11 protein-coding genes and 1 pseudogene are annotated in these 12,558 nt (G+C 38.3%); 9 read left to right on the top strand and 3 right to left on the bottom strand.

Going from position 1 to position 12,558, the window contains the following annotated elements; translation table 11 throughout:
- The first annotated feature begins 33 nt into the window (after positions 1 to 33).
- The 3 genes from htpX to ACFIKJ_RS00140 all read left to right on the top strand — a co-directional run bounded on the left by htpX (position 34) and on the right by ACFIKJ_RS00140 (position 4,302).
- Entirely contained in the window at positions 34 to 1,080 is a 1,047-nt protein-coding gene (htpX, locus tag ACFIKJ_RS00150; RefSeq protein ID WP_375626328.1) for a zinc metalloprotease HtpX, read from the top strand.
- A gap of 47 nt (positions 1,081 to 1,127) precedes the next feature.
- Positions 1,128 to 2,492 carry an RsmB/NOP family class I SAM-dependent RNA methyltransferase gene (locus ACFIKJ_RS00145; protein WP_375670130.1) on the top strand — a complete coding sequence of 455 codons (1,365 nt, stop codon included), beginning with the start codon at positions 1,128 to 1,130 and terminating at the stop codon, positions 2,490 to 2,492.
- Between the two features lie 64 nt (positions 2,493 to 2,556).
- On the top strand, positions 2,557 to 4,302 hold the full coding sequence (locus ACFIKJ_RS00140) for a heparinase II/III family protein (RefSeq protein WP_375626324.1): 1,746 nt from the start codon (positions 2,557 to 2,559) through the stop codon (positions 4,300 to 4,302).
- A 914-nt stretch (positions 4,303 to 5,216) separates the two neighbouring features.
- Here ACFIKJ_RS00140 and ACFIKJ_RS00135 read toward each other — a convergent pair.
- The 3 genes from ACFIKJ_RS00135 to ACFIKJ_RS00125 all read right to left on the bottom strand — a co-directional run bounded on the left by ACFIKJ_RS00135 (position 5,217) and on the right by ACFIKJ_RS00125 (position 8,810).
- A complete protein-coding gene (locus ACFIKJ_RS00135; RefSeq protein WP_273787606.1) occupies positions 5,217 to 5,369 on the bottom strand; it encodes a DUF1127 domain-containing protein in 153 nt (50 codons plus the stop codon).
- Between the two features lie 349 nt (positions 5,370 to 5,718).
- Positions 5,719 to 7,338, bottom strand: a complete 1,620-nt coding sequence (gene purH / locus ACFIKJ_RS00130; protein WP_375653496.1) for a bifunctional phosphoribosylaminoimidazolecarboxamide formyltransferase/IMP cyclohydrolase — start codon at positions 7,336 to 7,338, stop codon at positions 5,719 to 5,721.
- Positions 7,339 to 8,027: 689 nt separating this feature from the next.
- Positions 8,028 to 8,810: an SURF1 family protein gene (locus ACFIKJ_RS00125; protein WP_375653498.1), complete on the bottom strand. Its 783-nt coding sequence runs from the start codon at positions 8,808 to 8,810 to the stop codon at positions 8,028 to 8,030.
- Between the two features lie 298 nt (positions 8,811 to 9,108).
- On the opposite strand from ACFIKJ_RS00125, the gene rpmB reads away from it, so the two are divergent.
- The 6 genes and pseudogenes from rpmB to ACFIKJ_RS00095 all read left to right on the top strand — a co-directional run.
- Positions 9,109 to 9,426 (top strand): 50S ribosomal protein L28, encoded by a 318-nt coding sequence (gene rpmB / locus ACFIKJ_RS00120; protein ID WP_273787609.1) that lies wholly within the window; start codon positions 9,109 to 9,111, stop codon positions 9,424 to 9,426.
- 119 nt (positions 9,427 to 9,545) lie between these two features.
- Complete coding sequence (locus ACFIKJ_RS00115) at positions 9,546 to 10,229, top strand: VUT family protein (protein WP_375651684.1); 684 nt, start codon at positions 9,546 to 9,548, stop codon at positions 10,227 to 10,229.
- A gap of 336 nt (positions 10,230 to 10,565) precedes the next feature.
- The gene (locus ACFIKJ_RS00110; protein WP_375626350.1) at positions 10,566 to 10,745 is read left to right on the top strand and encodes a transposase; all 180 of its coding nucleotides are present in this window, start codon (positions 10,566 to 10,568) and stop codon (positions 10,743 to 10,745) included.
- Between the two features lie 41 nt (positions 10,746 to 10,786).
- Positions 10,787 to 11,224 (top strand): DNA adenine methylase, encoded by a 438-nt coding sequence (locus ACFIKJ_RS00105; RefSeq protein WP_375626318.1) that lies wholly within the window; start codon positions 10,787 to 10,789, stop codon positions 11,222 to 11,224.
- A 37-nt stretch (positions 11,225 to 11,261) separates the two neighbouring features.
- Positions 11,262 to 11,639, top strand: coding sequence for a DNA adenine methylase (locus ACFIKJ_RS00100; RefSeq protein ID WP_375653501.1), 378 nt, complete (start codon positions 11,262 to 11,264; stop codon positions 11,637 to 11,639).
- A gap of 253 nt (positions 11,640 to 11,892) precedes the next feature.
- Positions 11,893 to 12,546 (top strand): annotated as a pseudogene (locus ACFIKJ_RS00095) (HaeIII family restriction endonuclease); the annotation flags it as partial.
- Positions 12,547 to 12,558 lie beyond the last annotated feature (12 nt).

Here is a 12,558-nt window from a genome sequence, read left to right as displayed (position 1 = left end):
TTGATTGACTTTTATCATGGAGTTTTTTGAGTAATGAATATAATGCGTACAGCCATGCTTTTGGCTTTTTTAACTGCTCTTTTTATGGGAGTTGGTTATCTTGTTGGAGGGGGCGGTGGCATGGTCATTGCTCTTTTGATGGCAAGTGGTTTAAACTTTTTTTCTTATTGGAATTCGGATAAAATCGTTTTACGCATGTACGGGGCGCGTGAAGTTGATCAGCATTCAGCACCAGTTTATTATAAGATTGTAAGCGATTTAGCACAAAGGGCTTCTCTTCCTCAACCAAAGGTTTATGTTATTGAGAATGCACAGCCAAATGCTTTCGCGACGGGACGTAATCCGCAAAATGCTGCTGTTGCTGCAAGTACTGGGTTGTTAGAGCGGTTGAGTTCAGAGGAAATTGCCGGCGTTATGGCGCATGAGCTTGCACACATTGAGCATCGTGATACCTTAACAATGACTCTAACCGCGACGATTGCAGGGGCAATTTCAATGCTTGGTAATTTTGCTTTCTTTATGGGAGGACCGCGGAACTCTTCAGAAGATTCTCATGGCGCTGGGGCAATTGGAGGATTTATTGCATTGCTCGTGGCACCTTTTGCAGCGATGCTGGTGCAAATGGCGATTAGCCGTACGCGGGAATATGCTGCGGATCGGAGAGGGGCTGAAATATGTGGTAATCCTTTATGGTTGGCTTCGGCATTGCGTAAGATTGCTGATGGGGGACGTGGGGTATATAATGAAGAAGCAGAGCATAATCCAGCAACCGCGCATCTGTTTATTATTAATCCTTTGAGCGGTGAGGGAGCGGATAGTCTTTTTTCGACACATCCAGCAACTGCAAATCGTATTGCTGCTCTTTATCAGCAAGCAGAAGAGATGAAAGGGGCTCTTGCCAAAAGTGTGGGATGGAATAAAGAAGACGCTATACATGAAAAAAGCAGCGGGATGAGCTATGCGGATTTTCATAGTGGTCAGGCTCATACATTAGGTGAGCAAGAAAACAGTCCTTTTCAGCGTGTTACAAAGCGTCCTTCTTGGCTTCGTTATGAAAATTCAAAAAGATCTCGTTCATAGAGTTATTGAGGGATTTTTTAAGGAAATAGTGATATAAAGGTGGTGTTTTGAAACACAAAAAAGCGGGGCATGTGTCTGAAAAAAATGTTCCAGGGTTAGCTGTTCGACAGGTGTGTGTGCGTCTTTTGGGGGCGGTAGTTGATAAGTACACGCCTCTGTCTGGTTTGACGGATAATGAACACGGACATCCACAATATTTAAAGCTTTCACAGCGAGATCGTTTGTTATGTCGGGCTATTTTAACAGCTTCATTGCGTCATCGAGGGCAGATTATGGCGGCTCTTTCACGCTTTTTGGCGCGTCCTTTGCCTTCACAAGCACTTTCACTTCAGCATCTTTTGCATATCAGTGTTGCACAAATTCTTTATCTTGATATTCCCGATCATGCGGCTATTGATTTAGCTGTGCGTGTGGCGAAACTTGATCCTCGAATGCGCCGTTTTTCAGGGGTGGTGAATGCTCTTTTGCGCAATGTTGCACGTGAGGCAGAGCCTTTACGTCAACAAGTTCCTACCATTGAAGGTGTGCCAGCGTGGTTTGGACAGCTTTTAATATCAGCTTATGGAACAGAAAAGGCGCATCAGATTATAGCAATTCAAAGTGTGGAACCCCCTTTCGATTTGACAGTGAAATCTGACAGTGTTGGATGGGCTAAAAGGCTTGGCGGTGTGGTGTTGCCCAATGGTTCTGTTCGATTAAATCGTCTAGAGAGTTCTGTTTCTGATTTACCAGGCTATAGTGAAGGAACTTGGTGGGTTCAAGATTTCGCTGCAGCGTTGCCTGCTTGTTTACTAGGAACACTTCGGGGTAAACGAGTTGCTGACCTTTGTGCAAGCCCTGGGGGAAAAACAGCACAATTGGCTTTACAAGGGGCAGAGGTGACAGCAATTGAGCTTTCTGCTAACCGCGTAAAGCGTTTAAAAGAAAATATGGAACGGCTTCGTTTTTCAGTTCACATTTGGCAGGGTGATGTGAGAAATTTCCATCCCACACAGCTTTTTGATGCGGTTCTTCTCGATGCTCCTTGTTCTTCTACTGGAACGATCCGTCGTCATCCAGATATTTTATGGACGAAATCGAGGGATGATATCGTCAAGTTAGCGGCGTTGCAAAATGATTTACTTGTCGCAGCAATTTCCTTGGTAAAGGTGGGGGGACGGATTATTTTTTCCAATTGTTCATTGGCAAGAGAAGAAGGTGAAGATCTTATTGAAAAAATTTTATCGACACGCAATGACATTGTTTTAGAACCTATTTATCCAGGGGAAATGGGAGCACTGGCACATTTGCTTTGTGGGGGGATGTTACGTACAACGCCTGCGGATTTTTGTCATAAAAATTTTGATGCTGAGAAAACCGCATTTTTAGGAATGGATGGTTTTTTTGCTGCGCGCTTACGAAAAATTGCTTAATTAACGCTTCATTTACAAAAATGGTCGAAATTGTATTTGATTCAGCATAAATGGAGATGAAATTTTGGCGGTTGCGGTAAAAGCTCCTCAGGTAAAAGTGGCAGCCTGTATCGATACGATACAGAATATTATGCGGCGTTTATGGGTTGGACCATTGTTTCGTTGGCGGTTTTCAGGGTTTCGTCCTCATAAAATTTTAGCGCATCCCATGGATTTGCATGTAGCAGACCCTATGATGGCGCATGAATTTTATCATGGTCGTTTTGCTTTTGCTGGTCACATTGTTCATTCTGGTGCTGTTTCGCCGTTTGCATTGGTTCCACCAACGCTAGAATGGGAAGCAGCTCTACATGATTTTCATTGGTTGCGCCATATGGAGGCAGCAGGAAGTGATTTAGCTTCTGCACATGCACGCTCTCTTTTAGAAGATTGGTTTGACCATGCTGGAAAGAAGGTAAAAGGGCTTGCTTGGAGTGGTCCTGTTGTGGCGCGGCGCTTGATTTCATGGATTTGTCATTCGAAAATGTTGTTAGAAGGGGCAAGTGAACGGTTTGAAAAACGCTTTTTACGTGCGCTTGGTTTGCAATTTCGTTATTTGCGCGTAACAATTTGCAGTATGGAGCATGATGACCGACGTTTACAAGCAGCAGCGGCTTTGACGTTCGCATCTCTTGCTTTGCCTGTTTCTGTGGCAGTGAAAAAAAAGGTACAAACCACACTTATAAAAGAGCTTTCCCGTCAAATCCTAGTTGATGGTGGGCATATTTCTCGTAGTCCTGTTATTTTGCTGAATTTGTTATCGGATTTATTGTCGTTACGGCATCTTTTTATGCGTAGCAATGAAACAGCACCACGTATTTTGATTGATTCTGTTGAGCGTATGTTGCCAGCTTTACGATTCTTTATCCATGAGGATCAAACGTTGGCTCATTTTAATGGGGTTGGTCCCCTTGTGTCGGAACGGTTATCGTCCCTTTTGAAGCTTGATGAAACAGGAGGGCATCCTTTTAGTTATGCCCGTTATTCAGGATTTCAGCGCTTAAAAGCCAATCAAACAACAGTGCTTGCAGATACAGGAAAGTTTCCACCCCGCTTTGTAGCACAGCAGGCTTGTTCGGGGTGTTTGTCTTTTGAAATGTCTTCACAAGGGCACCGTTTTATTATCAATACTGGTGTTAATCCTGATGGTCGGGAAGATTATCGACATTTAGGGCGTGTTACTGCAGCACATTCAACAGCTACGCTTAATGATTGTTCAGTGGGTGCTTTTTATCATAAAAAGAAAAATGGCGCGCCATTTTTGTTTGATGGACCCAGGGAAGTTCAAGTGCGCCGTATAGAGGATTCAGAGAAGACGGGTTTTATTGCGAGTCATAATGGTTATGTGCGACCTTTTAATCTTATTCATGAGCGTGGTGTTATTTTGGCGACAAATGGAGATATGATCGAAGGTTTTGATCGCTTTTTTATGCCAAATAAAGGGGGAAAGAGACACAAGAGTGTGCAAAATGAACAAAATCATGTTGCTGTTCGGTTTCATCTTCATCCACAAGTTGAAGTTAACTATGATGGCAAACGTGTCTGTTTAGCCGTAAAGAACGAGAACGTGAAGAGCGAACAAGTATGGTATTTTATATCGCCTGATGCAGATATTTTTCTTGAAGATTCGATTGATTTTGCAGAATTAACAGGTCCACAACGGACACAACAGATTGTTTTATATTTTCGTCCTGCATTTCAGGAAAAAGTTCGTTGGCGTTTTATCCGTAAAGCGTTTGATAAAAAATCAGAACATTGTTCCAACCCATAGTATATTGCGTTTTATCTTCGTGTCGCAAAACATCATCGTTTATTGTGGTAATATTCTCAAAATTTGAAGATCATATAAATTTTATACATGAAGCATTTTGTTAGAGTATAGGTTGGATGTTTTTAGGCAAGGTTTGCTCATAGAATCTCATGAGGTGATGCTAAGAGAGAGGGATTGGCTCCCGAAAAAAGAGTTTTTAACAGACCATTGTTGACAGATGAGTACTGGTTAAGGATCTTCATTCTTTAAAGATGCGGAGAGAAAATAAAGCTGTTGCTTATCTTCGATAAGTTCTTAAGTGTGCTGTTGGGATCAATATTTCTCTCTGAGAGAGTTGCATTAATAGGGTTACGTTCCTCACAAAAAACAGAGCGCTATTTATTGCATATTCACGGACTTATATTAAAGAAAAATCCCTTAATACTTCCAAGCCTATTTCGCGACGATGTCTGTGATGGGTATAACGGTAAATCCATGAAGCACCTCATCTTTACGCAAGGAGCAATTCGGCACTATCACACTATTTATAGTGCCCAATATTTGTAACAAGCTCTTAGCATTAGAGATGGTTCATAAGAGGCATTTTTAGAATTTTCTTAATAGTTTTTATCCACACAGGACCCCCCGCTTGTAACGTGCAAGCGAATGGTTTTGGTTGATTCAACACACATAGATTTTGAATGGGAGAATCTTCGGTATTCGGGGTTCTAATTCAATATGAATAACGCTAAATTATTAATCAAATATTATACATCACAGAAGCACTGAAAATTCAAGAAACAATACATAGCAGCGCCCGAAAAAGACAGCCCCTCCGCTCTTTGTTATTATACTAAAAATGAAGTCATAATAACAAACCACAAAATGCGTGTTCTTTCATAGCAAAGCACTCTCTCAAATGCTTCAAATAACTTTTATAAAGATTTACGCGAATAACGCCGTGCAATCGAATCAATATCACCTCGACAAATTCCAAGATCGCTGAGTTCATATGTTGAAAGACAACTTAATGCATTAACGGTTCGACGATAACGGCGCCAATTACTATAAAAACGTAGAATATTCATATCCTCTACTCAAACTTTTCATTACACTCTTTAGTTTAAGAATAGAGCATATTACTAAAAAGAGTTGTGTTATAATATCATAACAGGTATGCATCTACATACAAAATAATACCCTTTTAACATTTTGCTCATGTGAAAGGGAAACCATTAAAAATATTAACAACGACAATATCCTATCCCTAAATAATGATTAAATTATGTGCATTTTCTGTGGTGATAAACTTCTTCACGAGTAGATTCTTTGGATTGAATAACTGCTTCCATTTCAACAGTTATCAATAGTCATATGATGATTATGAACAGTTCCTTGAAACATTTGTCTCATATGAAGAGGAAATTAGTAAAATTATTAATGGCGGAAGTGTCGTGTTCCTGTAAAAACCATCGCTAAACCCTGCGCATCAGCAGCCGTGATAACTTCTTCATCACGCATGGAGCCTCCTGGTTGAATAACTGCTGTTGCTCCTGCTTCAGCTGCTGCTAATAAACCATCTGCAAAAGGAAAAAATGCATCTGATGCAACAACCGATCCTTTTGTGAGAGTTTCTGTTAAGCCTGCTCTTTGGGCACTTTCTGCTGCTTTACTTGCAGCAATTTTTGCTGAATCGATGCGGCTCATTTGTCCGGCTCCAATTCCAACTGTTGCGCTATTTTTCGCGTATACAATAGCATTTGATTTAACGTGTTTTGCTACACGAAAAGCAAATTGAAGATCACGCATTTCATCTTGAGTTGGTGCCCGCTTTGTCACTACTTGCAATTTAAGATCATCAACCACTACGTTATCACGCGATTGCACTAAAATGCCTCCTGCAAGTGTTTTCGCAAGAAGTCCTGCACAGCGTGGATCAGGAACTCCACCTGTAATGAGCAAACGAAGATTTTTTTTCTTGGCAATAATTTCACGTGCCGCCATTGTGGCATCAGGAGCAATAATCACTTCTGTGAAAATTTTAACAATCTCTTCAGCACATTCCTCATCAAGGGGTTGATTTAAAGCAACAATTCCACCAAATGCCGATACATTATCACACATAAGAGCTTTCAAATAAGCTTCTTTCAAATTTTCTCCTTCCGCAACACCACAAGGATTGGCATGTTTAATAAGAGCGACAGCAGCGGTTTTTTGCGGATCAAATTCTGCCACAAGTTCAAAGGCTGCGTCTGTATCATTCAGATTGTTATAAGAAAGCGCTTTGCCTTGTAAAAGTTTTGCTGTTGCAATACCAAAACGTTTTTCATTATTGCGATAAAATGCTGCCTGTTGATGTGGATTTTCTCCATAGCGCATAACACTTTCAAGATGACCAGAAAAACTCTGCCACGATGGAGTTTCAATTTTTAAATCCCGTGCAAACCACGATGCTATTGCCGTATCATAAGCAGCCGTGTGTGCATAAGCGCGCATTGCTAGCTGATGACGCACAGATAAGCTTAAACACCCATTATGCTGCTTTAATTCAGCTAGAATCGAATCATAATCTTTTATCGCTGTTACAACACCGGTATAAGCATAATTTTTTGCCGCGGCGCGAATCATCGCCGGTCCACCGATATCAATATTTTCAAGAATCGTTTGTCCATCGGCTCCCGATAGGATCGTCTCTTCAAAAGGATAAAGATTCACCACCAAAAGATCAATTCCATGAATGCTGTTCTTTTCCATAGCTTCTCTATGGCTAGGATCTTCTCTTACCCCTAACAAAGCACCATGAATCAAAGGATGGAGTGTTTTTACACGCCCATCCATTATTTCAGGAAATCCAGTAACTTCAGCAACATCTTTTACGGGTAAACCAGCCGCTATGAGGGTTTTGGCTGTTCCTCCTGTTGAGATTAATTCAACATTGTAAGTAGCATGGAGGGTTTGTGCAAAAGCAACCACACCCGTTTTATCAGACACAGAAAAGAGAACACGACGAACCCGATGAAGATCAGGTATGGGAAAATTTTTGGCAACAACACCCATAACAGAAGCCTTAAAAATTAAAGAGTTAAAATTCTAGTAAAACACGCTTATACATTTATAGCATAAGCCTTTAGCAAAATACACTGAAAGGATAAACTGTCTTTTTAGAATATAGGATGACTCATCTTTTTTATTATCCTGTAAAAACACTCTCATTTGAGGTGTGGTGGTGGGTGTAAAGTCTCATTGAGACATTAAATGTTTTTTTGTTGCTTATAACTCAACATCTCATCTTCATAGCAGTTTTGAAACAAAAAATGCATCCGTATATTCTCTGCTATATTAGCTTTTATACTAGATGAAGGCGAAAGTATTGCGTATATCAGTTGGAGTAATCTCTGAGATGGGAAACAATCTAATGAAGCAAGAATATAAAATTATAAAAGCAAAAATGAGTGCCTATCTTTCCTATCATTTTTAAATTTGGCTTTATGTTTTTCAAAAGCTTTTATGACAATGTTTTTTTAGAATGAATTTTTTTAAGAGTGGAGATAATGCGTTGTTTCACATTTTTGGGCATTACATTTTTAATGAATCATCCCTCGTTTTACGATGGTTTTTTAAAGAGTGTCGCGTAAATCTTTTGTGGATGGTATAAAGATCCATTGTATGCCTATGATCTTTATTTAACAAAGGCGCAAGTTAGTAGATTCTATTCTCTTTATCACTTGAGATAGAAGAGATCTTTTTTAGTTTTCTTGCCGTAGCAGAAAAAGAAAAGCTCCTAACACACCAGCAGCTAAAATAAACCACGTGATTGCATAAACGAGATGATTATTTCGAAAATGGATAATCGTAAGACCAACGACGGGAAGGTTTGCTTGTGGAGATGTTTTTCTGGCATCAATGAAATAAGGGGCAACAGTGGACAAACCAAGTTTTTGTGCCATAGCGGGGAGATCGCGCGTATACCATAAATTTTTGTCCGGATTATTTTTACGCGGGAAAAAACCATTTTTTTCACTCATGCGTAATAAACCTATAATCGTTGTTTGTTCTGTGTCCGTGGTAGAATTTTGCTGAGATGAGGCATTTTTATGCGATTGCTCTGGGTTTTGAAAATTGTTACGTTCATCCATGGGGATAAAGCCACGGTTGATAAAGATTAGTGCATTATCAGTAGTCTGTAAAGGAGTCAAAACCCAATAGCCTGTAGTATTTTGAGCGGCTGCAGTGACTAAAATATTTTTGTCTGTTAAAAATTTTCCTGTTATAACAACAGGTTGATATTCATTTTTTTCAAAAGTAATATCTGACCATTGATTTTTTAGGGGGGCTTTTATGGGGGGCAAATGAATGCGCTGATTGGCACTGGTGATAAGATTTGTTTTCCAGTTTAACCGTTGTACTTGCCATATACCTAATGCGCTAAAGAGAAGAAAAAAACAAATACATAAAGTCCCAAACAAAAAAGAAGAAAAACAGCAAGAATTTCCCTGAAGCTTTGTCATGGGGGGCTCTTTTTTGCTCATGATTTATGCTTCCTTTCGGGACAATAGGCTTTTATTCTAACATGGTATGTATTTAAAAAAAACATTTTGTACGCTTTTTGGCAGAATTTGCACGCCTTAATTGAGAAAAAAGATGAAGAATGAGCCCGTAAGAGATGAAAAAGGTTTTATAAAAGACTTGACCTTTTGTTGTCGACCCCCTATTAGAAAGAAACTTCCCAATGATGCCCGTTCAAGGTTGCATTGTGCGTGTTTTGCGTTCATTGTGTCTTTTGGGTATGGGAATTTGAAAGTTTCTTAGAGTTTAAGGGTGAAGTTTATGTCTCGTGCATGTGAATTGACAGGGAAGACGGTTCTGTATGGTAATAATGTTAGCCATGCAAATAATAAGACTCGGCGTCGTTTTTTACCAAATCTTTGCAATGTGACATTGATTTCAGAAGTGTTACAGCAAAGTTACCGCTTGCGCATTTCAGCAAGTGCGTTGCGTTCTGTTGAGCATCGTGGTGGACTTGATGGTTTTTTGGTCAAAGCAGACGATAAAGAGTTGTCGCAACGTGCGCGTTTGCTAAAACGACAAATCATTAAGAAAAAAGCTGAGCAAGAAGGTGAGCAAAAGGCTGAACAAGCAGCGTAATTGCTATCGTCATTCTTTTTTGTTTATTGACGCTTTTATTCCGGTTTTCTGTTCTAGACGTTAAGTTTTTTGCAGGTTGATCGTTTTATTTTATTGGTTCCGTATCCTAGGTTTAAAAAATGCCCTCAAGCAGTCTTTTACGAGAACAGCAAAAGAAAAGGTATATTGTTTTTTCTATTTTAGCAATGTGCCTTGCTGTCACTGCTTCTAATATTTTTGTTCAATATCCTGTTTATTGGTTTGATTTAAATGAGCTGTTGACTTATGGGGCTTTTACCTATCCATTTGCTTTTCTGATCAATGATTTGACCAATCGTTTTTATGGTCCATCTGCTGCGCGGCGTGTGGTTTATGCTGGTTTTTTTGCGGGGGTCTTTGTTTCTTGGATATTGGCGACGCCACGGCTTGCCCTTGCTTCTAGTTTTGCATTTTTATTTGGACAGCTCCTTGATATTGTTGTTTTTACTCCTTTACGACGTAAAACATGGTGGAAAGCCCCTTTAGCAGCAGCGTTGGTTGGTTCGGCTTTGGATACAATGCTGTTTTTTGCTCTTGCTTTTTCTAGCTCTTTTGCTGTTCTTGATAAGATAACAGGGTACGCTGATAGTTCACTGGTGGAGAGTACTGTTTTGGGAGGAGTAGGCATGCCAGTTTGGCTCTCGCTTGCTTTTGGTGATTTTTCGGTAAAAATTATTATGAGCCTGTTTATGTTGATTCCCTATGGAACAATTCTTAATATTGTAAAGCTTCCTCTTTATCAAAGTCATTCAAAGAATGATTCTTCTTTTGTTTGTAACAAATAATGATCTTTGTTTTTTTGTTTTGCTAAAGAAGAGAAGGTTGTGCGTTATGCTTCTGCGAACAGAATTTGAGTAGATTCAAAAAAGGGATTTTGATTCTTTTCTCAAGTTGTATTTATCCATACATCATTTATGCTTATGATGTGTAAGGAAGTGCTTTTGACTGATTCAGTATGAGATAAGAGCATCTTATCAGTATTAAAAACAGATAATCAAGCTCTTATAAAGGATCAAAAATGTCTTGTTAAGAATTGTGATTTCTTACTTATGATTATTTGAGTTATAAGAAACTTGGTTCTTATAAAGGAAAAAACATTTCGATATACATTTGGGTAGTATATAAATAGAAAAATAAATACCAATGGTATCAAGTCCTTTTTGACAGTTTTAAAATTGGGTTATACTGGTATTTATCATTATTTTAGTAACAAATGTTTGTGCAGATATGTTAATGAATTTACAATTTGTTATAATGCGATCTCTGTAGAATTTGGCAAACGCTTCGAGTATTTATTTTAGACAATTGTAGGTTAGAAAATGCGATACTTGGAGCTGATAGTATGAATAAAATGATAAATCAAACAGATCATACAGAGGCTTTATTTGATAATTTTGTATTAAATTCCTTGAAAAAACAGAGAGAGACTAGGGAGTTGCCTATTGTAAAATCACCTCTTCGTTATCCGGGAGGGAAAAGTCGTGCTGTTCCTATGATTATTAATAACTATATAAGGAAACAGAAAACTTTATGTTCTCCTTTTGTAGGAGGCGGTTCAATTGAATTAACCTTAGCAAAAAGAGGAACAAGGGTTTATGCTTATGATGCTTTTAAGCCGCTTGTTATTTTTTGGCAGATGCTTTTGAAAGCTGCTTCAGCTCTTGCAGAAAAAGTAAGAGAATATGAAGATATGACTCCCGTAATGTTTTATAATCTCCAAAAAACTTTTGGGAATATTAAAAATCAATTAGAGATTACTGCTGTTTTTTCTTACTCTTAATCGTTCTTCTTTTTCCGGAACAATACTTTCTGGCGGTATGTCTCCAGGACACCCCCGATTCAATTATCGTTCTATTGAACGACTTAAAGATTTTAAGATTGAAAACTTCATAGTGGAACACAGAGATTTTACAGAAAGTATTCCTAAACACTCTAACGATTTTCTTTATTGTGATCCTCCGTACCTTATTAATCAAAAACTTTACGGTCACAAAGGCGATAAACATCATCCTTTTGATCATCAAGCTCTTGCTGAACTTTTGAGAAAGCATCACAGATGGGTTTTATCTTATAATGATTGTCTGGAAATTAGAGAACTTTATAAAGGACATACAATACTTAATCCTGAATGGACTGACGGTATGGGAAACAATAAAAAATCAAATGAACTCGTAATTTTGAGTAAGGATCTTTAGGAAATTGCATGAAACAGGTAAGAAAATGGAAAAGCCTTTGAATATGCTTTGGCTATGGGTTTTAAAAAAGCAACAAAGGCTTCTATAGAGTTTAACTCGTCTTTTCAAATAGCGGTGTCTTTTTATAATTTATTTAATAATACTGAAAAAAAGGCTTTTAAATCTTGCTTCTATTGAAGCAGCCGTTTTTTTACAGTTACATGATAAAAATATTAGAAACACGAAAACTTTTGTTCTTTAGGAAGATTTTGTTGGGATCAAAGGAGATGTCCGTGATATTATTTTAAAAGTTCCTGAAAATCCTATTGGTATTTCTGCAAAACATAATCATAGCGCTATCAAACATCCTCGCCTTTCTGGTAAAATAGATTTTGGTAAAGAATGGACGGGTTATTCTTGTAGCAGCGTTTATTTCAATGAAGTTAGGCCTATTTTTGATTATTTAGCAGAGCTTAGAGATAAGAAGATGTTCTTTAGAGATATAGAGGATAAAGACAGCAGAGTTTATCTTCCAATCCTAGAAGCTTTTTCTAAAGAACTTCAAAGGCTTTGTTTAGATTATCAAGATAAATTTGTGAAGCTATTGTTTCAGTATGTTATAGGTTCTTATGATTTTTATAAGATTATGATAGATACAAGATCTAAACAAAAACGGGTTATTATTCAGTCTTTTAATTTGAATGGCACTCTGGGATATGGTCGTAAATGGAAAATTCCAAGCAAAATTTTATCAGTTGCACTAAAACCAGAAAGTAAAAACAAACTTATTATAATTTTTGAAGATGGTTGGAGCATTTCTTTTAGAATTCATAATGCATCCAGTAAAGTAGAAGCTTCTTTAAAGTTCGATATTCAGTTTGTGGGATTATCTTCTCAGGTTGTTAGTCATCAAATTCCGATGGTTTAATGCCGATGGTTT

Source organism: Bartonella sp. PS7NMGDW (genome assembly GCF_042193585.1).
Lineage (GTDB): Bacteria > Pseudomonadota > Alphaproteobacteria > Rhizobiales > Rhizobiaceae > Bartonella > Bartonella grahamii.
This window is presented reverse-complemented; position numbering and strand designations above follow the sequence as displayed.